General features: G+C 68.3%; 18 protein-coding genes. 8 read left to right on the forward strand and 10 right to left on the reverse strand.

Annotation, left to right across the window (positions count from 1 at the left end):
* Positions 1 to 57: 57 nt before the first annotated feature.
* On the reverse strand, positions 58 to 1,350 hold the full coding sequence (locus C5B85_RS13145) for an extracellular solute-binding protein (protein WP_104286463.1): 1,293 nt from the start codon (positions 1,348 to 1,350) through the stop codon (positions 58 to 60).
* A gap of 63 nt (positions 1,351 to 1,413) precedes the next feature.
* Positions 1,414 to 3,342, reverse strand: a complete 1,929-nt coding sequence (locus C5B85_RS13150) for a DUF2264 domain-containing protein (RefSeq protein ID WP_104286464.1) — start codon at positions 3,340 to 3,342, stop codon at positions 1,414 to 1,416.
* 191 nt (positions 3,343 to 3,533) lie between these two features.
* On the opposite strand from C5B85_RS13150, the gene C5B85_RS13155 reads away from it, so the two are divergent.
* The 3 genes from C5B85_RS13155 (at position 3,534) to C5B85_RS13165 (ending at position 8,441) form a co-directional block, all read left to right on the forward strand.
* Positions 3,534 to 5,963, forward strand: coding sequence for a heparinase II/III family protein (locus C5B85_RS13155; RefSeq protein ID WP_104286465.1), 2,430 nt, complete (start codon positions 3,534 to 3,536; stop codon positions 5,961 to 5,963).
* Positions 5,960 to 7,060, forward strand: a complete 1,101-nt coding sequence (locus C5B85_RS13160; protein WP_104286466.1) for a substrate-binding domain-containing protein — start codon at positions 5,960 to 5,962, stop codon at positions 7,058 to 7,060. Before C5B85_RS13155 ends, C5B85_RS13160 begins: the two co-directional genes overlap by 4 nt.
* A gap of 259 nt (positions 7,061 to 7,319) precedes the next feature.
* The gene (locus C5B85_RS13165) at positions 7,320 to 8,441 is read left to right on the forward strand and encodes a TerC family protein (protein WP_104286467.1); all 1,122 of its coding nucleotides are present in this window, start codon (positions 7,320 to 7,322) and stop codon (positions 8,439 to 8,441) included.
* A 342-nt stretch (positions 8,442 to 8,783) separates the two neighbouring features.
* On the opposite strand, the gene C5B85_RS13170 is transcribed toward C5B85_RS13165, so the two are convergent.
* The 5 genes from C5B85_RS13170 to C5B85_RS13190 form a co-directional block, all read right to left on the reverse strand.
* Positions 8,784 to 10,709, reverse strand: a complete 1,926-nt coding sequence (locus tag C5B85_RS13170) for a beta-galactosidase (protein ID WP_104286468.1) — start codon at positions 10,707 to 10,709, stop codon at positions 8,784 to 8,786.
* Positions 10,710 to 10,773: 64 nt separating this feature from the next.
* Positions 10,774 to 11,721, reverse strand: a complete 948-nt coding sequence (locus C5B85_RS13175) for a sugar kinase (protein ID WP_219819409.1) — start codon at positions 11,719 to 11,721, stop codon at positions 10,774 to 10,776.
* A complete protein-coding gene (locus tag C5B85_RS13180; protein WP_104286491.1) occupies positions 11,718 to 12,359 on the reverse strand; it encodes a bifunctional 4-hydroxy-2-oxoglutarate aldolase/2-dehydro-3-deoxy-phosphogluconate aldolase in 642 nt (213 codons plus the stop codon). The genes C5B85_RS13175 and C5B85_RS13180 overlap by 4 nt, the downstream gene beginning before the upstream one ends.
* The gene (locus C5B85_RS13185) at positions 12,356 to 13,105 is read right to left on the reverse strand and encodes an SDR family oxidoreductase (RefSeq protein WP_104286469.1); all 750 of its coding nucleotides are present in this window, start codon (positions 13,103 to 13,105) and stop codon (positions 12,356 to 12,358) included. The genes C5B85_RS13180 and C5B85_RS13185 overlap by 4 nt, the downstream gene beginning before the upstream one ends.
* Positions 13,106 to 13,107: 2 nt before the next feature.
* Positions 13,108 to 14,133 (reverse strand): zinc-binding dehydrogenase, encoded by a 1,026-nt coding sequence (locus tag C5B85_RS13190; protein WP_374953099.1) that lies wholly within the window; start codon positions 14,131 to 14,133, stop codon positions 13,108 to 13,110.
* 128 nt (positions 14,134 to 14,261) lie between these two features.
* Between C5B85_RS13190 and C5B85_RS13195 the strand changes: the two genes are divergently transcribed.
* Genes C5B85_RS13195 through C5B85_RS13215 form a run of 5 tightly spaced genes read left to right on the forward strand, consistent with a single transcriptional unit; the run spans position 14,262 to position 18,829 of the window.
* Positions 14,262 to 15,317 carry a TRAP transporter substrate-binding protein gene (locus tag C5B85_RS13195; RefSeq protein ID WP_104286470.1) on the forward strand — a complete coding sequence of 352 codons (1,056 nt, stop codon included), beginning with the start codon at positions 14,262 to 14,264 and terminating at the stop codon, positions 15,315 to 15,317.
* A gap of 3 nt (positions 15,318 to 15,320) precedes the next feature.
* Positions 15,321 to 15,848, forward strand: a complete 528-nt coding sequence (locus C5B85_RS13200) for a TRAP transporter small permease (RefSeq protein ID WP_104286471.1) — start codon at positions 15,321 to 15,323, stop codon at positions 15,846 to 15,848.
* Complete coding sequence (locus C5B85_RS13205) at positions 15,845 to 17,152, forward strand: TRAP transporter large permease (protein WP_104286472.1); 1,308 nt, start codon at positions 15,845 to 15,847, stop codon at positions 17,150 to 17,152. The genes C5B85_RS13200 and C5B85_RS13205 overlap by 4 nt, the downstream gene beginning before the upstream one ends.
* Before the next feature lie 43 nt (positions 17,153 to 17,195).
* Entirely contained in the window at positions 17,196 to 18,029 is an 834-nt protein-coding gene (kduI, locus tag C5B85_RS13210) for a 5-dehydro-4-deoxy-D-glucuronate isomerase (RefSeq protein ID WP_104286473.1), read from the forward strand.
* Between the two features lie 26 nt (positions 18,030 to 18,055).
* Positions 18,056 to 18,829 (forward strand): IclR family transcriptional regulator, encoded by a 774-nt coding sequence (locus C5B85_RS13215; RefSeq protein ID WP_104286474.1) that lies wholly within the window; start codon positions 18,056 to 18,058, stop codon positions 18,827 to 18,829.
* 467 nt (positions 18,830 to 19,296) lie between these two features.
* Here C5B85_RS13215 and C5B85_RS13220 read toward each other — a convergent pair whose 3' ends face one another.
* From C5B85_RS13220 to C5B85_RS13230, 3 genes are all read right to left on the reverse strand, one after another.
* Positions 19,297 to 19,860, reverse strand: a complete 564-nt coding sequence (locus C5B85_RS13220) for a DUF3995 domain-containing protein (RefSeq protein WP_258070782.1) — start codon at positions 19,858 to 19,860, stop codon at positions 19,297 to 19,299.
* Between the two features lie 6 nt (positions 19,861 to 19,866).
* Entirely contained in the window at positions 19,867 to 20,253 is a 387-nt protein-coding gene (locus tag C5B85_RS13225; protein WP_104286475.1) for a VOC family protein, read from the reverse strand.
* Between the two features lie 186 nt (positions 20,254 to 20,439).
* Complete coding sequence (locus C5B85_RS13230) at positions 20,440 to 21,837, reverse strand: hypothetical protein (protein ID WP_146077961.1); 1,398 nt, start codon at positions 21,835 to 21,837, stop codon at positions 20,440 to 20,442.
* Positions 21,838 to 22,097 lie beyond the last annotated feature (260 nt).

Raw genomic sequence — 22,097 nt, forward strand, 5'->3', positions numbered from 1 at the left:
CCTGGAGAGAGGGTGCCGGTCGGCCGGTGAGAGAGCACCAGCCGACCAGCGAAGGGGTTAGTCGAGGCCGACCTCGTTGGCCACGCGGCCCTCGGCTTCAGTGATGGAGTCCTTGACCGACTTGGAGCCGGAGAGGATCGAGGAGTGCATGTCGTTCAGGATGTTCTGCACGGCAGCGGTCTTCGAGTTGGTTGGGCTCTCAGGCAGCGTCTCGTGGGTCTGCACCGCGAAGGCGGAGAGCTCGTCCTGCGGGGCGCCCTCGACGCCGAAGTACGCCTCGACGACCGGGTCGCTCAGGAGCGCCGGCGTGATGCCGATGCCGGCGAGCTTCGTGGCTGCCTCTTCGCTTGCTGCGTAGGCGAGGAAGTCCTTGGCGGCCTGCGTCTTGCCCTCGTCGATGTTGGCGTTGATGCCGAAGCCGGCCGGGTCGCCGAAGGTGACGGGGGTGTTGTCCATGCCCGTGGTGGATGCATCCATCTGCGGCACGGGTGCGATGCCCCACTCGAAGTCGTCAGCCTCGCCGGAAGCCTGCTGCGAGATGAGCGTGGCAACGAACCACGATCCCATGGGGATCATCGCGGCCTTCTGCTTGCCGAACTCGCCCTGGTAGGTGAGCTTGTTGGCGGTGACCGTGTTGAAGGAAGCCTGCGCGCCGTCGTCCTGCAGCTTGAGGGAGTTGTCGTAGTACTTCTCGAAGTAGTCGTACTCGCCGCCGAAGATGTCGCCGTCAGCCTGCGCGTTGGCGAAGCCCTGCACGGTCGACTGCCAGCTGTGCTGGTGAGCCCCCTTGGCGGTCGAGCCTGCACCGGCGAGGCCAGTGGTCAGGAGGTCCGCGTTCTGCACGTAGTCATCCCAAGTCCAGCTGCCGTCCGGGTAGGCGACGCCTGCCTGGTCGAAGAGCGCCTTGTTGTAGTAGAGCACCCACGAGTCCTGGCGGTACGGGGTAGCCCAGGTCGTGCCGTCGATGTTGTACGACTCTGCGCCGCTGATGCCCTCTGGCAGTTCGACGTCGGAGACGTCGAGCAGCTGTCCGCCCTCCTGGAAGGTCGTGACGAACTTGATCTCCTTCTGCGTGATGATGTCCGGGCCGGAACCCGCGGCCAGGTCGGCGGTGAGGAGCGTGTTGTACTCGGCCGGGTCGTAGTCGACGACCTCGACGGTCACGTCCGGGTACTTCTCCGTGAAGCCGTCCGCGAGCAGCTGGAATTCGGGGGTGGATGCGACGCTCCAGCCCGACACCGACAGCGTGATGGGTCCGTCTGGGTCGACGCTCCCGCCACCGCTGCATCCGGTGAGGGCCAGTGCGGCGGCGGCGAGGCCCGCAGTGGCGATCATGGTGCGCTTCTTCATGGTGCTGCTCCTTTGCTGCAATGAACGAGATCCGCTTCGGATCCCTGAAAACCGACGCCCGGGCTACGAGAGGCGGTAGTTGGTGAGGTCGACGGTGCTGCGTGCCCCGTCTGACCAGGTGATGGCGGCGAGCTCGTCCGTGAACTCGACGCCGGTGGTGATGCTCGGGGTGTGGTCTGCGCCCGCGAGGGTGAGGTGCGCGGCGGCCCAGGTGCCGACCTCGACAGGAGCGTCGAGCACGGGCACTGCGGTGGATGCGCCCAGCGGGCTCGCGTCCGTTCGCGTCACGGTGCGTGCCGTTGTGCCGACCGTCAGGCCTCGGAGTGCGCTCGTGATCTGCGCATCCTGCCGGCTCGTGACGGGCCAGCCACCCCAGCGGAGCATCCAGTCGCTCTTGTCGACGCCTTCCGCGAGGTCGGTGACTCGGGCGAGGCGCACCTCTTCGGGGCCGCGAACAGCCGAGACGACCGTGAGGCGGGCGACGACCGTCGCCTCACCGTCGAGACCCGAACCGTGGCGCTGCTGCGTCGCGTTGGGGACAAGCGTGTGGGCGAGCCAGGTGGATGCGGCCACGCCGGCGTCGCCGTCGGTGGTCGTTGCGAGGAGGTCCATGGCGGCGCGATGGGTGGCGGTCCCGGTTCCGTCAATGAGGGCGACCGACTGCTCGAGCGGTTCGTGCCAGGCGGCGTCGTCGAGCAGCGGGCTTGTCGCGCTCGAATAAGCGATGCGGGCGTAGAGGGGCGAGTCGCCGACAAGCGTGTACGGCTTCGCGTGGTCCGTGCCGTGATTGGCGATGCGCACGATGCCGTCGTTCTTCGTGCCCGTGACCACCCAACCGGGGGCCGCGATCGTGCGCACGAAGTCGCCCTGCTCGACGGGAAGCGGCTCGGCCTCAGCGGCCCAGACGGGGTGGTCTGCGGGAAGCAGGATGCCAAGCAGCCCCTTCGACGCCCAATACGGGGAGGCTGGTCCCGAGTAGGCCTGCGCGAGCTGGCGCCACTCGTCGAGCCAACCCATCGTGAGGAGGCCCCGCTCGTCCGGCACGCCTCGTTCTGCGAAGTGCGAGACGACCTTCTCAGCCGCGTGGCGGAGGGCGCCGAGCGAGACCGAGGGCACCTCCGCGAGCGCGCCGACCCAGAAGGGGGCGGCTGCCGCGAAGCGGTAGATGAGGCTGCGGCCCTGCAGAAGCGGCGAGCCGTCGCCGCCGATGAGGTGCACGGCATCCTGCAGGAAGCGGTCGAGGGCCGCGACGTCGCCGGGGAGGCGGTCACCAGCGAGCTCGGCTGCACCGCGCATCCGCGACCACAGAACTGGGTAGATGTGCAGCGCCCAGCCGACATAGTGGTCGTAGGAGCGCTCGTCCCCGTCGGAGAGCCAGCCGTCGGCGCGCACAAACGAGTCGTGCAGCGCGAGGTCGGCGGTGACATCCTCAGGCGACCAGGGGCCGCCGACGGAGCGAAGGAAGGTCTGCACGACAAGCCGGAACCAGAGCCAGTTCGTCCGCGGGTAGGTGTCGTCGCCGACAGCCGGGGCGAAGTAGTCGATGACGCGCTGCTGCGTGAGCTCGTCGAGCGCATCCCAGATCCAGGGGCGGGTGAGGTCGAGGATGAGGGCAAGCGACGCCGCCTCGACCTTCGCCTGCGGGTGTTCCTCGAGACGCACCCAGCGGTCGGCCGCATCCGGGTCGACGCCCGTGCGGATTCCCTGGGAGAAGAAGGAGATGAGCTCGTCGACCCCCTGGCCGCGCTCCCCCGCGATGCGGAAGCCGGCGAGGAGGAAGGTGCGGGCGAAGCCCTCCAGACCGTCGATGTCGTGGCCGTAGCCACCCTCGGCGCCGGGAGGCGTGATGCGGCCGTTTCCGGGCGATGCCCAGGCCATTGCCCCGGTGAGGAGGCGGTCGGCGTAGCTCGTCCAGTCGTCGCGGGTCCATGCTCGCTGCGACGCTGACTGCGCCGCAGTGGCGGGCGCTTCGGGCGTGAGTGCAGGGGACACGGATTCTCCTTTGAATTGCCGTCCGAGAAAGCTTGGAGCGTCGCCTCGGGGTGGTGACGATCGAAAGCGTAGCAATCAATCTCGATCACAACAATGCGGTTATGATCGTGCATGATCGTTTACGATCGATTCGTGTGGCACCGCCATCACCGCAGCAACAGCGAGCACCACCCCCGAGAAGTAGGTCGACGATGACAGACACCACGGACATTTCCGTGCAGAGCGGCACCGCGTTCCGTGGTCCCCTCGCGCGCGCCCTCGACGAGCAGCTCGGCGCCCGGAGTCTCGACCAGGTCATCGCCGACCCCGCACACGCGCTTCCCGTGCCCCCCGCATCCGCCTGGCCTACCGAGTTGCCCGACACTCGCACCCTCGCGGAGATGACGGAGCGAGCCACCGCCGAGCGCGGCACGCCCTGGCCACAGCCGCGCGCCAGCGACGCCGCCCGATACCACGGCGACGGCGACCGGATCGCGTGGGAGACTCCCGCATTCGCGCGCCAGGAACGCCTGACCCGCACCGCCGTCGCGGCTGCCGGTGCCGTCTCAGCCTCACCCGTCGCGGCCGATGCAGGCCCAGGCCCAGGCCCGTCCACCTTCGGCGCGGATGCCCCGGAGTCGCAGCTCGCCGACACCATCGGTTCCGCGACGCTGCTCGCCGACGTCGTCGACGGCGTCATCCTCCTCTGCGAACAGAGCTCCTGGTGCTGGCCCGCCCACGACGACACCCTCGCCCGCCACAACTCCGTCCTCGCCACCGTCGCCGACCCGTACCTCGACCTCGGCGCAGGGGCAGTCGTCGGCCAGCTCGCCTGGATCGACCAGCTCCTCGGCGACCAACTCGACGCGCACTACCCGGGAGTGCGGGCACGCATCCGCCACGAAGCGCGAGTGCGGGTCTTCGAGCCCTTCACGCGGCGCCGCGACTGGCACTGGCTCGGACTCGACGGGGATGCGCACAACTGGAACCCCTGGATCCACGGCAACGTGCTCGTCGCCGCGCTGCGCCTGCTCGACAACCCGAGCGAGGCAGAGGAGCGCGCGCGCATTCTGACGCTCGTCGTGGAGGGACTCGACCGGTACGTCGCGGTCCTGCCAGAGGACGGCGCCATCGACGAGGGCTACGCCTACTGGTGGAACGGCGCCTGCCGCCTGCTCGAGGCGCTTGACCTGCTCACCTTCGCGACGGGCGGCACCTTCGACCCAGTGCCGAGCATCCGCTCACTGCGGGAGACCATCGCGTTCCCACACCGCATGCACCTCGGCGGCGGCTGGTTCGTGAACGCCGCCGACGGGCAGGCGAAACCCAGCGCAGACCAGCCGTGGCACTCGCTCCACCGCGCCGCCGTGCGCGCCGGCGACGACGACGCCAAGCGGTTCGCGGCCGCCCACCGCCGCCCTTCGGAGGCCGCCGTCGTCGAAGCCGAAGGCCTCGGGCGAGTGCTGCGCGGTATGACGGATGTGTCCTGGCTGCAGGCGACCGAATCCGCTCCCCCGGCCCCCGCCGCCACCTGGCTTCCCTCAACGCAGATGCTCGTCGCCCGCGAGCGCGAAGGCTCATCATCTGGCGTGTCCGTCGCAGTCAAGGGCGGGCACAACAACGAGCACCACAACCACAACGACGTCGGCAACTTCCTCGTCGCCTCCGACGGGGTGCCCGTCATCGTCGACGCCGGACGGCCCAGCTACGACGCCCGCACCTTCAGCGACCGGCGCTACGAGCTGTGGCCCATGCAGAGCGAGTGGCACAACGTGCCGTTCGTCGAGGGTCGCGGGCAGCCGACGGGGCGCGAATACGCGGCGTCGCTCATCGAAGTGTCCACCGGCGAGACCCCCATGCTCGGGCTTGAGCTCGTCGGCGCGTACGACGTCGCCGGTCTCGAGTCGTGGCGCCGCGAGGTGCGGCTCGACCGCGAGCGCCGCGAGGTGCGCATCCACGACGCCTGGCGCTGGGCGGGCGCCGACGCAGTGGTACCCGTGTCCGCGAGCCCCTCGACCGCGAGCCCCTCGACCGCAAGCCTCCCGACCGCGAGCGTCACAGAGTTGTGGCCAAGCGAGGTTCCCGAGGAGCTGAACAGCACTTCGCCACAACTTTCCGCAGTTGAAGCCGACGCAGTGGTACCCGCGTCCGCGAGCCCCTCGACCGCGAGCCTCACAGAGTTGTGGCCAAGCGAGGTCCCCGAAGAGCTGAACAGCACCTCGCCACAACTCTCAGCGGTCGATGCCGAGGCAGTGGACGCGACGTTCTCCTTCGCCGCGCCCACACCCGCAACCGTGGTTCACGACCAGGCGGCCCCGCACCGCGCAAACTTCGGTGACAAAACAGCCCGATCGGTGCAGCTTCGCCTCCTCATCGCGGGAAAAGTCACCGAAGTTGAGAGCGGCCTCGTCGTCACCCCCCTGCAGGGTGCCCCGCGCATCCACATCACCTGGGATGCGAGCGCGCCCGCCACCCTCACCCCGATCAAACTCGACGACCCGATGCTCGCGGACGTGTGGGGCCCTAGACTCGTGCGACTCGACCTCGATGTCGCCGACAGGTCAACGATGACCATCACCGTGCGTCAAGAGAACTCGATACTGCCCTTCGGGGACACCAAACCTGTGGGGGTCACAGCATGATGGAACCTGGATCACGGCTTGCCGCCGAGCGGCGGGATCTCATCCTCGAGCGGCTGCTCGCATCCGGTGCGGTGCGGGTCGCTGAACTGACCGACGCGCTTGACGTCACCCCGGTGACGCTCCGCCGCGACCTGCAGCAGCTCGAGGCCGAAGGGCTGCTGGTGCGGGTGCACGGCGGCGCGATCCTGCCGTCCGACGGCGCCCCCGCGCTGCAGGCCCGCCAGGCTGCGAACGGCACGCAGCAGACCATCGGCGTGCTCGTGCCGTCGCTCGACTTCTACTGGCCGAGAGTCATCCGCGGCATGGAGCAGGCGGCCCGCGAGCAGGGCGCGCAGCTGCTGCTGCGCGGCACGTCCTACGAGCTGCAGGATGAGCGCCCCGTGCTCGAGCGGATGGTCGAGCACGAGGGCGTCACCGGTCTCGTCGTCGCGCCGAACACCGACACCGACCACGCCCGCGAGGTCATGGATTGGCTGCACGAGTCCGGTCTGCCGTTTGTGCTCGCCGAACGCGACGCCGTGTGCGGCCCCGATCGCACGCCGGCCGAGTCGGTCACAACCGACCACGCACTCGGCGCGGTGCTCGCCGCCCGCCACCTCGCCCAGCTCGGCCACCGCAAGGTGGGGCTTTTCATCTCCCGAAACTCGCCGACGTCGCGGAAGATCATCGCCGGCTGGTCGACGGCCTGCCGCGAGTTGGGCCTCACGCCGGGTGAGCATGTCGAGCGCATCCTGCCGGACCGTCGCGACCCGCGGTTCTCCGGGGCAGTGGATGCGGTGCTCGATGCCGTCCTCGAGGCCGGCGTCACGGCCTTGCTGGTGCACTCCGACCGCGAGGCGATGGCGATCATCGACGTCGCGCTCGCGCGCGGGCTGAGCGTGCCGGACGACCTGTCCGTTGTCGCCTACGACGACGAGGTCGCGGATCTGTTCACGCCGGCACTGACCGCGGTGACGCCGCCGAGGTCCTCGCTGGGCCGGGCCGCCGTCGAGACGCTGCTCGCGCGCATCGCCGACCCGGCTCGGCCAGTGCACCGCACCGTGCTGAGCCCCAGCTTCAACTCGCGACTCTCGACGGCGCCGCCCCGCACCAGCTAGCCGGTGCCGCGGCGCACGAGATCCCCCGGTGCGCTGAGACCCGGTCGCGCCGGAGGAAATTACCAGGTTCTGTTCACGCGGGCCTGACTAAACTCTCCCGAAGCAAGGGGAGTACTCCCGTCTGCGGTGTGCCCGTCAATACGAGCGTGAATCCACGCTCCGGGGCATCGGCTCCAGCAGGTCAGCATCGCTGATCTGGTCGGGGCGGAGGAGACCTTGGTGTCGTTGTTGAACACCAATTCCCCTTTGGAGTACCCCCATGCAGGTCACCACCTCTGTCTGGCTGATCACGATCGCGGTGACGATCGGATTCTTCGTCTACGAGTTCTTCGCGCACGTGCGGACGCCGCACGAGCCGACCATCCGCGAATCCGCACGCTGGTCGGCGTTCTACATCGGCCTCGCGTTGCTGTTCGGCGTCGGCATCGGCTTCGTTACCGACTGGCGCTACGGCGGCGAGTACTTCGCCGGTTACCTGACCGAGAAGGCGCTGTCGCTCGACAACCTCTTCCTGTTCCTCATCATCATGACCGGCTTCGCGGTGCCGAAGATCTACCAGCAGAAGGTGCTGATGATCGGCATCGTCATCGCCCTCATCATGCGTGGCGGCTTCATCGCCGTCGGGGCCGCCCTCATCGAGAACTTCTCCTGGGTCTTCTATCTTTTCGGGGCGCTGCTGTTCGTGCTCGCCTACCAGCAGATCAAGGGCGACCACGGAGACCCCTCGAACAACGCGTTCATGCGCTTCGTGCGCCGCATCCTTCCCGTCACCGACGAGTACCACGGCGACAAGCTCACCGTGAAGAAGGACGGCAAGCGCTGGGTCACCCCGATGCTGCTCACGATCGTCGCGATCGGCTTCATCGACCTCGTCTTCGCCCTCGACTCGATCCCCGCCATTTACGGCCTCACCAACGAGGCGTACATCGTGTTCACCGCGAACGCCTTTGCGCTCATGGGCCTGCGCCAACTGTTCTTCCTCATCGGCGGACTGCTCGAGCGCCTCGTGTACCTCAGCCAGGGCCTCGCCGTGATCCTCGGCTTCATCGCCGTGAAGCTCGTCTTCCACGCCTTGCATGTCAACGAGGTGCCGTTCATCAACGGCGGTGAGCCGCTGCTGTGGGTGCCCGAGATTCCGATCTGGTTCTCGCTCACCTTCATCGGCGCGACGATCGCCGTGGCGACCATCGCGAGCCTCCTCAAGACCCGCGGCGACCGCGACAAGGCAGAGCGCGCCACGGTGCAGGGCGAGCCCATCGAGACGGCGGCCGACGCTGCGGATGCGACGGGTGCGCGCACGAGCGCGGCGGGTTCGGCGGATGCGGATGCAGATGCGGATGCGGATGCGAGCACCTCGCCCCGCTCATCCACCAACAGCTAGCAAGCCGCGGTTAGCCAGCCGCGACGAAGCAAACGCTGCCCGGCGAGTCGCCCTCTACGACCACTCCCAGAGGGGAAAACGCCGGGCAGCGATGCAGATGGGGCGAGCGGGGAGCACCACAGAACCCCACCGCGGCGGCAAACCCGCGAGACCGCACGAGTGCTGAACGCTGCCCGGCGAGTCGCCCTCTGGGGCCGCTCCCAGAGGGGAAAACGCCGGGCAGAGATGGGGATGGGGGTCATGCGCGGGGTCGCGGCGGCGCGGGCGTGCTGCGTTGCGGCGGGCGGGCGGCGCGGGCGTGCTGCGTTGCGGCAGCGGGCAGCGCGGCGGCGGGCGGCGCGGCTACTCCTCGAGGGGGCCGAGGGCGGCTTGCGCGACGAAGCGGGCGACGGGAGACGCTGTCACCTCGAGCTCGATGACAGCGATCGTGTTCATGCCAGCGCGGAGCACCGAGCCGGGCACGTACAGCGTCTGCTGCGGCCCGCTCCGCCAGTACCGGCCGAGCAGGAAGCCGTTGACGAACGCGTATCCCTTGCCCCACCTCGAAGTGTCCAGGTAGAGGTCCGTTGGTTCATCGAGTTCGAACTCGCCGCGGAGACCCGTGATCCCGAGTGGCGTTGCGCCGTGATGCAGGGGTGCGGACGCGGGGCTGCCGGCGAACCCCTCGGCGATGCTGTCCCCAGCCGCGGCGATCGCCACCCCTGCCGCGGCGACGTCGATGGGTGTCGCCGTCCAGCCTTCGAGCGGGGCTCCGTCGAGGAGCGGCGTGCCGATGATGCCCTTCTCCTCGCCGATGCGCTCGGCGTAGTTCACACGGCCCTGTTCCTCGACGAGCACGCGCAGGCGTCGGCCGGGTGGGACCACGATTGCCGTCTCGTGGAGGGTGCGGGAGAGCGTGCCGACGCGGATGCCGTCGACCGAGACCCACGCGTGGTCGCGCACCTCGTCGAACTCGAGGAGGCGCCCACCGCCAGCAGTGCCGGATGCGTCGGGCAGCTCGACCTCGTAGCTCACGAGCGCGCTCAGGTGCTGCAGCGCATCGAAGGTCGGCGGCACGGTGTACGTCGTGGGCGCAGCAAGAGAGTCTGCCGAGCGAATGGAACCGGGTGAGTCTGCCGAGCCAGAGTCGGCAGACGGGCCGGTCGAGCGCGCGGAGGTCGTTCGGGGCGAGCCGGCTGAACCGGCTGAGGCGTTCGACAGGGCCGGGAGCCACGCATCCGCTGCCACGGCGGCGAGGGGTACCGTGAGCTCGGGGGCTGGCCCGCTTGGCTCCGGCGACTCGGCGGGCACGGGGGCGTACTTCGCGATGATGTCCTTGAAGGCGAAGAACTTGGGGGTCGGGTTCCCGGCCTCGTCGAGCGGCGCGTCGTAGTCGTAGGACGTCGCGATGGGCAGGTACCTGCCCTTGTGGTTGGCGCCATTGGTGAGCCCGTAGTTGGTGCCGCCGTGGACCATGTAGAAGTTGACGGACGCGCCGGCCGCGAGGAGCGCGTCGAGCTCGCGCGCCGCGTCCTCGACGCTGGTCGTGTGGTGGAAGGCACCCCACCAGTCGAACCAGCCGTCCCAGAACTCGGCGCACATGAGCGGCCCGGTCGGCTGGTGGCGTCGCAGCGTCGCGAGGCGCTCGTCGGCGCGCGACCCGAACGAGCCGGTGAGGTGCACGCCGTTGACGCTGCCGTCGCTCAGCATCTGGTCGGTGGGCTGGTCGATCGTGGTCAGCGGCACGACGATGCCCGCCTCGCGCGTGACCTCGACGAGCCGCTCGAGGTAGGCGGTGTCGTTGCCGTAGGCGCCGTATTCGTTCTCGATCTGCACGAGCACAACCGGTCCGCCGTGCGTGATCTGCCGCGGCACGACGATGTTGTACACACGGCGAAGGTACGTCTCGACTTCGGCGAGGTACGCGGGTTCCGACCGGCGCAGCCCGATGCCGGGCATCGCGGTGAGCCATGTCGGCAGGCCGCCGTTGTGCCATTCGGCGCAGATGTAGGGGCCTGGTCGCACGATGGCGTGCATCCCCTCGGCGGCGACGAGGTCGAGGAAGTGTCCGAGGTCGTTCCACCCCGTCGCGTCCCACTCCCCCTTGCGGGGCTCGTGCGCGTTCCACGCAACGTAGGTCTCGATGGTGTTGAGGCCCATGAGCTTCGCCTTGTGGATGCGGTCGGCCCACTGCTCAGGATGCACGCGGAAGTAGTGCAGGGCCCCGGAGAGCACTCGGTGCGGTGCACCATCCAGGAGGAAGTGCTCTTCGCCGATCTCGAAGGTCATGTGGGCAAGCTCCAGTCTTCTGTCTGCGGCGGCAGGGTTCGGGTTCGATGACGTGCGGGCGGATTCAGCGCAGGACGGCGTCGCCGGAGCCTTCGACGAGCCCCTGCACGTCGCCCCAGCTGGGCTGCGATTCCCAGTCGCCGTCGCTGCGGCACGCGCAGGCGCCGCACGCGGCGGCGGTGAGGAGACGCTGCTCGAGGGTGCCGCCGCGGGTGAGCTCGACGAGGTAGCCGGCCGCGAACGCGTCGCCGGCGCCGACGGTGTCGACGACGTCCACGCGGTAGGCGGGCACTTCGAGTTCGAGTTCCCCGTCGACGCCGGATGCGCCGTGCTCGCCGCGCTTGATGAGCACCTGGGTCGGCCCGAGAGCTTGCAGGGCGCGGGCTTGTCCAAGCGGGGTCCCGCCGCCGACGATCATGGCGGCCTCGTCGTCGCCGGCGAAGACGATGTCGCTGAGCGCGACGAGTTCCCGGTAGCGGGGTGCGGCCTGCTCGGCCGACCAGAGCTTGCTGCGGTGGTTGACGTCGAATGACACGGTCACGCCGCGCTCGCGGGCGAGGCGGACGGCGCTCAGCACGGTCTCGGCGGCGCTGTCGCTGAGGGCGAGGCTGATGCCGGTGACGTGCAGCACGTCAGCGCTGGTGACGACGGCGTTTGGGACATCGGCGGGCGTGATGCGGCTGCCCGCGAACCCGTGCCGGTAGTAGGTGACGCGGCTGTGGCCGGGGCGCGGCCGGTCTTTGATCATGAGCGCGGTCGGCGCATCCGGGTCGATCGTCGCGTGCAACTGCACCTGCTCGGCCCTGAGCGTGCGGCGGATGCGGTTGCCGATGGCGTCGTCGCCGAGGCGGCCGATCCAGGCCGACTCCGCGCCAAGGCGTGCGGCGGCGATCGCCACGTTGCTCTCGGCGCCGCCGAAGCTCATCTCGGCCTCTGACTGCAGGTCGAAGCCGCCGGCGCGGCGCGCGAGCACAAGCCCGAGCGCCTCGCCGATGGTGACGATGCCGCTCACGCGGCGGCCGCCTTGGCCTGCATCACAGTGGCGGCGATCGCCGCGGCTTCGCGGGCCGCGGAGGCTACAGCGTCGGCCCCGGCGTCGAGCAGCTTCGCGCTGCCGAGCCAGCTGCCGCTGACGGCGAAGACGGCCGGATGCTCGAGGTGCTCGGCGAGGTTCGCCGGCGTGATTCCGCCGCTCGGCATGAACGTGATGTCGCGGAACACGGACGCGTACGCGCCGAGCAGCGACAGCCCGCCGAAGGCGCCCGCCGGGAAGAGCTTGAGTTGCGTGAGCCCCAGCGCGCGGGCGGCCGTGATGTCGGTGGGCGTGAGTGTGCCGGGGAGCACGGGGACGCCGGCGCGCTGCCCTGCGCGGACCACGTCGGCGGACAGGCCGGGCGACACGAGGAACTGGGCACCGGCATCCAGGGCTTGCTGTGCCTGATCGACGTCGAGCACCGTGCCGGCGCCCACGACCAGGTCGGGGCGACCGGCGATTTGGCGCATCGCGGCGAGCGCCCCGTCGCCGCGGAGCGCGATCTCGACGATGCCGATGCCGCCGGCGACGAGCCCGTCGGCGAGCGCCTCAGCCTGCGCGATGGTGCTCGGCGTGGAGAGCGGAACGACGGGGTGCCCGTCGAGGACGGTGCTCATCGTGCGAGCCACCCGCCATCGACGGGAAGGACGATCCCCGTGACGTAGGCGGCCGCGGGGCTCGCCAGGAACACGGCGGCGCCGCCCAGGTCTTCGGCCTCGCCCCAGCGGCCGGCGGGAATTCGCTCGAGGATCGAGCGCGACCGGTCGCTGTCTTCGCGCAGCGCCTCGGTGTTGTCGGTGGCGATGTAGCCGGGGGCGATGGCGTTGACGGTCACGCCGCGCGCGGCCCACTCGTTGCTGAGCGCGTGCACGAGGCCGGCGATGGCCGACTTCGACGCCGTGTAGCCGGGCACGTTGATGCCGCCCTGGAAGCTGAGGAGGCTCGCGGTGAAGATGATTCGCCCTTCGGCCCGCTCGAACATGGCGCCGCCGACGATCTGGCTCAGCACGAACTGACTGGAGAGGTTGACCTGGATGACCTCGTCCCACCAGTCGAGCGAGTGCTCGGCGGCGGGGGCGCGGCGGATGATGCCCGCGTTGTTGACGAGGATGTCGGCGTGCTTGACGGCCTCGCCGAACTGCTGGACGGCAGCGCGGTCGCCGAAGTCGACGGCGTGGCCTTCGAAGCTGCGGCCGAGCGCACGGACGCGGGCACCGACCTCGCCGCCGTCCGCCTCCTGCTGCGAGGAGGCGCCGATGATGTCTGCACCGGCTTCCGCGAGCGCTGTGGCGATGCCGAGGCCGATGCCGCGGCGGGCGCCGGTGACGACGGCGGTCTTTCCTGTGAGATCGAAGCTGGTCATGGTTAGCCTTCCTGGACGTTGACGAGGATCTTCATGGCGGCGGCGCCAGAGAGCTGATCGAAGGCCGACTGGGTCTCGCTCAGACCGACGACGCTCGTGATGAGCTCATCCGCTGGCACGGCCCCGGCCGCGAGGAGCTCGACGGCCCGCTCGAAGTCGGCGCGTTCGTAGACGCGGGCGCCGATGAGCTCGAGCTCGCGCCAGAAGACGCGGTGGAGGTTCATGGGCACGGGGTTCGGGTGGATGGCGACCAGCACGACGCGTCCGCGCACCTTGGCGTAGTCGACGGCGGTGAGCGCGGTCACTGCGACTCCGGCGACCTCGAAGACGACGTCGGCGCCGGCCGAGCCGGTGGCCTCGTCGATGATGGCGACGGCGTCGCTGGAGACGGGGTCGATCGTGCGGGCGCCGAGGCGCTCGGCGAGGGCGCGGCGTTCCGCGTTGGGTTCGATGACGTAGACGACGGCGCCGGTCTCGGCGGCAACCCGTGCGATGAGCTGTCCGATGGGCCCGCCGCCGATGATGACGGCCGTCTCGCCTGCAGCGAGTCGCGAGCGCGAGACGTCGTGGCAGGCGACGGCGAGCGGCTCGACCAGGGCGGCGTGCTCGAGGGAGAGGCCGGCGGGGAGCGGCACGACGAGGTCTTCGCGCACGGTCCAGAGTTCCTGGAGAGAACCGGGCGAGTCGATGCCGACGAAGTTGAGCTTTTGGCAGATGTGCGCGTTGCCGGCCTTGCACGCCGGGCATTCGCCGCACCAGTCGAGTGGCATCACGGTGACGTTGTCGCCGGGGGCGACCGAGGTGACGCCCTCGCCGACAGCTTCGATCGTGCCGCTCATCTCGTGGCCGATCGCCTGCGGGATGTCGACACGCGAATCCATCGATCCGTGGAGGACGTGCAGGTCGGTTCCGCAGATGCCCGTGTAGGCGACCCGGATCTGCACCTCGCCCCGACCGGGCGCTTGGGGCTCGACCTCATTGACGACGATGCGGTGTTCCCCGCTGTACTGCGCTGCTCTCACGCCCATGCTCCTTTGCCTGGTGGAACTTATTTCCATTTCAAGGTCCGACTGGCGGAACTTGGTTTCATCTGGCTACTATAGCGGTCGTGGCGAGCGCGAACGCAAGTGCCGCCAGTACTCAACGAGGAGGAACCATGCGGATCAACAAGATCAGCAAGATCGGCGCCATCGCAGGCGTCGCAATCGCAGGACTGGGCCTCAGCGCATGCTCCGGCAGCGGTGCCGGCGGTGGCGCTGAAGGCGGGGCGGAACCGGGCGTCGGCGAGCTCATGGGCAGCGAGAAGGCGTTCCGTGTCGCCTTCAACCAGAGCGTCGAGCACCCGCAGGCACAGGCGCTGCTCGAGTTCTCCGACGAGCTGTACGAGGCGACCGATGGCCGCTTCTCACTCGATCTCTACACCGACGAGGTGCTCGGCGACCAGGCATCCACGATCGAGCAGGTGCAGTCGGGCACCATCGACTTCGCGATGATCGCCGGGTCGCTGCTCGAAAACTTCGAGCCCGACTTCTCCGTGGTGAACCTCCCCTACCTCTACGACTCGCCAGAGCACCAGATGCAGGTGCTCAACGACGAAGAGATCATGGGTGACCTGTACGGCGCAGTCGAGGACGACAGCATCAAGGTGCTGTCCGCGTTCCACGGCGGCGTGCGCAACGTGTACTCCAGCAAGGGCGCCGTTGAGACCCCCGCCGACCTCGCCGGACAGAAGATCCGCGTCATCGGCTCCGACACGAACGTCAAGATGATGGAGCTCATGGGCGGTGTCGGCACGCCGATGGCCCAGGGTGAGGTCTTCACGGCCATCCAGTCGGGCGTGCTCGACGGTGCCGAGAACAATGAGCTCATCTACTCGAGCCTCTCGCACGACGAGATCGCACCGTTCTACTCGCAGACGCAGCACCTCATGATGCCCGACTACCTCATCGCGGGCACCACGGTGTGGGATGGCATCGAGCCCGACGTGCAGGCCACGATGACGGACCTGCTCGCAGCGAGCTCCGACCGTGAGCTCGAGCTCTTCGCCGAAGCAGTCGACGCCGCCAAGGGTGAGGCTGAAGAGGCCGGGGCCACGTTCAACGAGGTCGACGTCGAGACGTTCCGCGAGGCGACGCTTCCGCTCCACGAGGAGCGCGTCACGAACGAGCGCACGCAGGCCATCTACGACGCCATCGAAGCAGCGAGGAGCTAGCTCGTGAAGCAAGCCGCCGCCGCAGTCGAGCTGTGGTTCGGACGCATCCTGACAGCACTCGTCATCGCGCTCTTCGGCGTGCTGCTGCTGCTCGTGGTGTGGCAGGTCTTCACCAGACTCGTGCTGAACGCGCCAAGCGCGTGGACCGAGGAAGCCGCCCGCTTCACCTTCGTCTGGGTCAGCTTCATCGGCATCGCCGTTGTCGTCGGCCAGAAGGCTGACGTCGTCATGGACTTCCTCGTCGAGCGCCTGCCGAGGCAACTCCAGCGCGGAGCCGACATCGTCGCCTACCTCGCGACCCTCGCGTTCGTCCTCTACGCCCTCGTCTACGGCGGCGGCAAGCAGGCGATCCTCGCCTGGGGGCAGTCCAACCCCATCCTCCCGGTGACGCAGGGCCAGCTCTACCTGGCCCTGCCCATCGCAGGAATCCTCTTCTCGCTCTACATCGTCCTGCACATCTCACGCACGCTCTCGCCCAGCTACTCGGTCAGGTCGCGTGGGCACGAGGACCCGGAGGCCGCATCCATATGATCGAGCCAGGTCTCATCGCACTGATCCTCGTCGGCGGGCTCGTCCTGCTGCTCGCGCTCGGGGCTCCCATCTCCATCAGCATCGGATTGCCCTCGGCGGTCTGCATGCTCCTCATCCTCGGCTTCGACAACGGAGCCATCACCAGCGCGCAGCAGATGTTCCGCGGTGCCAACTCGTTCGCCCTGCTCGCGATCCCGTTCTTCGTCTTAGCCGGCGTGATCATGAACAACGGCGGCATAGCGGAACGGCTCATCAATCTCGCCCGAGTGCTCGTCGGGCGGATGCCCGCACCGCTCGCGCAGACGAATGTCATCGCGAACGCGATCTTCGGCACCGTCTCCGGCTCCGCCGTCGCGACGGCCTCCGCGGTCGGCGCCACGATGGCGCCCATGCAGAAGAAGGACGGCTACGACCCCGCGTTCTCCACCGCAGTGAACGTCGCCTCAGCCCCCGCCGGCATGATCATCCCGCCGAGCAACACGCTCATCATCTACTCGCTGGCAGCGGGTGGCACGTCGGTCGGCGCCTTGTTCGTCGCTGGCTACATCCCTGGTGCCCTGTGGGCGCTCGCCTGCGCCGTGGTCGTCTTCTTCTACGCCCGCAAGCACCCGGAGCTGCGCGGTAAGCCGCTGCCCGCGTTCGGCATCATCCTCGGCACCTTCCTGAAGGCCCTCCCGGCGCTCGGCCTCATCGTCGTCGCCATCGGCGGTATCGTCGCCGGGTTCTTCACCCCGACCGAAGGCTCGGCCGTCGCCGTCGTCTACGCCCTGCTGCTGTCGTTCATTTACCGGACGGTGTCCGTGAAGGACCTGCCGCGCCTCCTCTTCGAGTCGGCGCGCACCAGCTCCATCGTGATCTTCCTGATCGCCGTGTCCTCGATCATGGCGTTCGTCATGACCTACGCTCGCCTTCCGCAGCTGCTCGCTGACACGCTCTTCGGCTGGACGGACTCCAAGGTCGTCGTGCTGCTCATCATGATGATCGTGCTGATCATCATCGGCATCCCGCTCGACCCGACCCCCGCCATCCTGATCTTCACGCCGATCTTCCTCCCGATCGCGATCTCCTACGGCGTCGACCCCGTGCACTTCGGCATCATGATGGTCATGAACCTGTCGATCGGTGTGATCTCACCGCCTTCGGCGCCCGTGCTGTTCGTCGGCGCGCAAGTCGCGGGAGTGAGACTCGAGCCAGTCATCATCCGCCTCCTCCCCTTCCTGCTCGCGCTCATCGTCGTCCTGTTCCTGGTCGTTTTCGTGCCGCAGCTCTCGCTCTGGCTGCCTGGCCTCTTCGGCCTGGTCTGACCCGACCCTTCCTGACCTGAATCCCTCAACGAAAGGCATCCCCTTGTCTCACCAGTACCGTCCCGGCCGCCCGGAAGACATCCCCACCCTCGACCAGCAGGCGCTCCGTGACCGCTACCTCGTCGAGCAGCTCCTCACGCCCGGCGAGATCCGCGTCGTCTCGACGCACTTCGACCGCGTCGTCACGGTTGGCGCCGTCCCGACGGATGCACCGCTCACGCTCGAGACAGTGGACGAGCTCCGCAGCGTCAACTTCCTCGACCGCCGCGAGATCGGCATCGTCAACACGGGCGGCACCGGCACGGTCGTCGCCGACGGCGAGCGTTACGAGCTCGCCAAGACGGCGGTGCTGTACCTCGGCCGCGGCACCGTCGACGTCACCTTCGAGAGCGCCGACGCCGCCGACCCCGCCAAGTTCTACGGCTTCAGCGCGCCCGCGCATACTGCGTTCCCGAACACGCTCGTCACCCCGGAAGAGGGCACGATCCGGGAGCTCGGCGACCAGGTCACCTCCAACCGCCGCACGCTGCGCCAGTGCATCCACGAGAACGGCGTCAAGAGCTGCCAGATCGTCATGGGCGTCACGAGCCTGCACGCCGGCAGCATGTGGAACACCATGCCAGCCCACACCCACGACCGCCGCACCGAGGTGTACCACTACTTCGACCTCGACGACGATCAGCGGGTTGTGCACCTCATGGGCGACCCCACGGAGACGCGCCACCTCATGGTCGCGAACGGCGACGTCGTGCTCTCACCGAGCTGGTCCCTGCACTCGGGAGTAGGATCTTCCAGCTACTCGTTCGTTTGGGCGATGGCCGGCGAGAACCAGTCGTTCGACGACATGGACTCCGTGCCGATCACAGCGATGCGGTGACAACAACAGATGCGAGGGTGATCAGGATGGACGATCTGGACCGGTCACCGGCTCCGTCGGCGGGTGCCAGCGAGAAGACGCTGCTGGTGCTCGCCGCGGCCCTCGCGCATCCGCGATTCACGGACATCGTCGCCGAGGCTGGCCTCGCGAAGGCGACCGTGCACCGCATCCTGGGCACCCTCGTCGCGCAGGAGTACCTCGGCGGGGGCGCCGAGCAGGGGTACCGGGCTGGCCCGAACCTGCTCGCGCTTGCCGGGCGTGCGCTCTCCAGCGTCGACATCTCGCAGGTCGCCTCCCCCATCGTCGAAGAGCTGGCCGCGAAGGTCGACTGCACGATCCACGTGGGCGTCGCCACGGACAGCGAGATGGTCTACGTCATCCGGCGCGACGCCGCGAAGCCGTACCGCATGCGCTCGCGCGTGGGGCTCGGCGTCCCGATGCACAGCTCGGGGATGGGGAAAGCCGTGCTCGCCGACTGGGCGCCGGACCGGGTGGATGCACTCGCCGCGCGGGTCGGCCTGCCGCGGCGCACCGACCTCACGATCACCGACCTCGACGCGCTGCACGAAGAGCTCGACCGGGTCCGCGAACGCGGCTACTCGACCGACCTTGGCGAGAACGAGGTGGGCACGGTCTGCGTGTCTGCGCCCATCCGCGACCACACGGGCGCCGTCACCTACGGGCTGTCGGTGTCGTCGATCGAGCTCGAGTACCCGGGCCGCACCATCGAAGAGCTCGCGCCCATCGCGATCGCCGCCGCCGAGCGCATCTCGCGGGAACTCGGGGCGCCAGAGGCGTAGGGGGCAGGCCGCGCCGAGATTTGGCTGGGCGAGGCGAGGCGAGCCTTTCCGCGGTGCCTCTGTCCAACTTCAGTGCAATTTCCGGACCTGACACGATTCAGTCGTCGTCGGGTCCGGGTTTTGCACTGATGTTGGACACCGCGATGGTTAAACGGGCCCGATGACGGTCACGCGGAACACGAGTGAACCCGGTGGCTGCGGCTGCATGGTCAGGAGTGTCACCTGCGGCAATGTGGCAGGCGGAACCGAGGTCCCGGGTACGGGCGCCGCGACCGCGACCGCCAAGACGGGCAACGAACAGGCCGTCGCAGCGACCGCCGACCGGCGGGAAACAGGCTGGTGAGGCGCAGGCTGGTGGGAAACGGGCACGCGGGAGACAGAGAGAGCGGGTTCGGTCATCGGGGGTCTCTTCTGGGGGCGCCCGGGGGAAGGCGAGAGCTATCAACGGTGATTGAGCCGCTTTGAGCTCAGCGCGCACGTCTCCGCTCGTCGCGACCGAGCGCTTGGTGCGTTCTTCTCGTGAGCCACAACCATCCCGTGAGTGCGAGCCCCCAGACCAGGAAGAGCGGATCCCAGAGGAGCGCGTGGCCGATCATGGCGTCGCGGTCGTAACCGCCGTCCGGGACGAGGACGCCGAGCAGCACCGCTCCGCTGACCACGATATTGACGAGCGCGTAGAGCACGATGCCGCCGCCGCCCACCCAGCTGATCGCCCGCCAGACTCTCGGCCAGGGCATCCGCTGCGCGTCGACGGCGACGGGGATGAGCGCGGCGAGTGCCTTCGCGAGCGCGACCGCGCCGAGCATGAGGCCCGACTCGAGCGGGGCGCGATTCGAGAACTCGACGGCGATCGCCCCGATGGTCGACAGCAGCCAGGTGCCGCCGATGGCCCAGTAGGCGCTGAAGGCGGCGTGCACGAGGCCGATCGCGGCGGCGACCAGCACGAGCATGCGCGCGGTGCGGCGCGTTCGGGATGCTCGGTCGCCGTGGGTGTCCGGGCCGTCGGGTGGGTCGGGTGCATTGACGCCCACCGCCGCCTACTCCCCTTGCGTCGAGTCGCCCGCGTCCTCCAGGTAGACGAGCGCGTTTCCGTCGGGGTCGGTGAAGGAGAACATGGGCGGCACTGTCTCCCAGCGCAGCACTTCCTCGTTGTGGAGCTCGACGCCGCTCGCTTTGATGCGGGCGTGTGCCTCCTCCGCGTCGGAGGTGCCGAGCCGCACGGCGATGGGGATCTCGCTGTCGTGCGGGAGGAGCACGATGCCGACGCTCGAGCCCGGCGGGAGCACTTCCACGTAGCGGGCGCCGGGCCACGCTTCGACGTCCATGAGGAGCTCGCAGCCGAGCACGTCCGTGTAGAAAGCGAGCGCCGCATCCACGTCGGAGACGGGAACCGAGACGCTGAGCACGCGAGTTGTCTTTGCCATGAGTCCAGTTCAGCGCGGGTTGGCGAGGATCGCCAGTGGTTGGCGTGGATGCGCAGGGAGTTCGGTGGGAGGGGCGGCAAATGCCCGCGACCCGTGCCACGAACGGACGAGGCCCGCAGTGCGCCACATCCCGCATCTTTTGGATGCTGAAAGCGGTGAGCCGCGGGCCTCGTCGGAGCGGTGCTGCTAGCCGTTCGACTTCGTCGAGCGCTTGCGCAGCACAAGCGCGGTCGCGCCTGCAATTAGCAGCACGAGCGCCGCGATCAGACCGGTGCCGAGGTTCTCGGCACCGGTGGTGGCGAGAGAGTCGGATCCGCCTGCCGTGTTGCCGCCCGCTGCCGGACCTGTCGTCGTCTGGACTGGTGCCGCGGTCGCGGATGCGGTCGTCGCAACAGGGACTGCCGTTGGCGTACTGGAAGCGGTCGGCGTCGTCGTTGCCGTGGCGGTCGGTTCCGTCGTCGGCTGAACGGTTGCCGTTGGCTCAGCAGTCACGGTCGGCTCGACTGTTGCCGTCGGCTCAGCAGTCACGGTCGGCTCGACTGTTGCCGTCGGCTCAGCAGTCACGGTCGGCTCAGCCGTCACCGTCGGCTCGACCGTCACCGTTGGTACAGCCGTCAACGTCGGCTCGGTCGTCGCTGTGCTGGTGGCGGTCGGGCTCGCGCTCGCCACGACACGAAGCGGGACCCGAACCTGGACGGTTGGCTCGTCGGTCAACTGTGGCCATTCGCTCTGCGCGTGCACGACAAGTGCCGTGCCCGGGTTGAAGAGAGTCGGCGAAGGAACGTCGTGGAGACCTTCGGGAATCGTCACGGTGATCTTGGAGCCGTCGTCGGACCTGACCGCCGGGATCGGGAACTGGAATGCGTCACTGGCTTGCACTCCGAAGTAGACAGCGTCAACACCCTCTTCGATAAAGCCGGCGCGCCCGGTGTTGATCGTGACAACATCGCCGGGCTGAGCTTGAACGTACTCATGGGTGGTCGAGTGATAGACCTGCGAGAAGTGGTAGAACTGACCGCGCTCGGCGATCTGCGACTCATCGAGGTTGATCGTGGCGACGCCGGCGCCATCGGCAGGGGTCCGCGTGAGGTTGAACCGGGCGTTGAAGGAGTATCCAACCGATGAAGGGTCCGTCGTTGCGGGGAGCGACGCGCCCGGCGCAACATCTGCTCGCATCTCGATCGTGACGATGTGCTCGTAGTCGATTCCCCCTGACATCGAGCCAATGGTCTGGTCGGTGAGGGCAAGCGTCACGCTGTTCGTCGCGGCGTCATAGGGAACAGTGGTGCGAACGGACGGATAGCCCGATATGAACACCTCCGCCTCAGTGAAGTCGGCGACCTTCGTGGCCACCACGGGCAGTTCGAACACGAATGACGCAGTGTCTTCTGGGACTGCGACGTCCGGATACACGGTGCGGGCTGTGGCCTGGTAGGGCGTGGGCGACACCTCGAAATCGAGGGTGTCCGCTGCACTCGCGCTCGAAGCGCCAAGCAATGCGCTACCGGCGACGGCCAGCGTCAGAGCTGACGCCCCTAACATCGCCATGGACTTTCGGTGCCGACCTGGAAGTTTCTTTCGCACGTGACTCCTTCAGGATCACCGGGGAAAAGGGGGACAAATGGAGCATTTCTGGTGGTCGGGTGACCCCTGAACTAAGAAAAGACAATAGCCTTAATTTTCAGCGGCCTGGGGCGTCTGCTCAAATGAGACGCCACGCAACTTCGATGTGGACTTCATTCTCGCAGCCCTCAATAGCCCCAGACACCCGGAGAACAACCGGGCAATAAGCGTGCATCTGGAACTGTTCAAGTTATTTCTTGATCTGCGGTTCCGTGACCTGT

The organism is Pseudoclavibacter sp. AY1F1 (assembly GCF_002931075.1).
GTDB lineage: Bacteria > Actinomycetota > Actinomycetes > Actinomycetales > Microbacteriaceae > Pseudoclavibacter.

Bases quoted from the DNA above. Each gene is read 5' to 3' on its own strand.
- C5B85_RS13185 (WP_104286469.1), bottom strand. From the start codon at position 13,105: ATGACCAGCTTCGATCTCACAGGAAAGACCGCCGTCGTCACCGGCGCC.
- C5B85_RS13155 (WP_104286465.1), top strand. From the start codon at position 3,534: ATGACAGACACCACGGACATTTCCGTGCAGAGCGGCACCGCGTTCCGT.
- C5B85_RS13205 (WP_104286472.1), top strand. From the start codon at position 15,845: ATGATCGAGCCAGGTCTCATCGCACTGATCCTCGTCGGCGGGCTCGTC.
- C5B85_RS13215 (WP_104286474.1), top strand. From the start codon at position 18,056: ATGGACGATCTGGACCGGTCACCGGCTCCGTCGGCGGGTGCCAGCGAG.
- C5B85_RS13170 (WP_104286468.1), bottom strand. From the start codon at position 10,709: ATGACCTTCGAGATCGGCGAAGAGCACTTCCTCCTGGATGGTGCACCG.
- C5B85_RS13145 (WP_104286463.1), bottom strand. From the start codon at position 1,350: ATGAAGAAGCGCACCATGATCGCCACTGCGGGCCTCGCCGCCGCCGCA.
- C5B85_RS13195 (WP_104286470.1), top strand. From the start codon at position 14,262: ATGCGGATCAACAAGATCAGCAAGATCGGCGCCATCGCAGGCGTCGCA.
- C5B85_RS13180 (WP_104286491.1), bottom strand. From the start codon at position 12,359: ATGAGCACCGTCCTCGACGGGCACCCCGTCGTTCCGCTCTCCACGCCG.
- C5B85_RS13190 (WP_374953099.1), bottom strand. From the start codon at position 14,133: ATGGGCGTGAGAGCAGCGCAGTACAGCGGGGAACACCGCATCGTCGTC.
- C5B85_RS13225 (WP_104286475.1), bottom strand. From the start codon at position 20,253: ATGGCAAAGACAACTCGCGTGCTCAGCGTCTCGGTTCCCGTCTCCGAC.
- C5B85_RS13165 (WP_104286467.1), top strand. From the start codon at position 7,320: ATGCAGGTCACCACCTCTGTCTGGCTGATCACGATCGCGGTGACGATC.
- C5B85_RS13160 (WP_104286466.1), top strand. From the start codon at position 5,960: ATGATGGAACCTGGATCACGGCTTGCCGCCGAGCGGCGGGATCTCATC.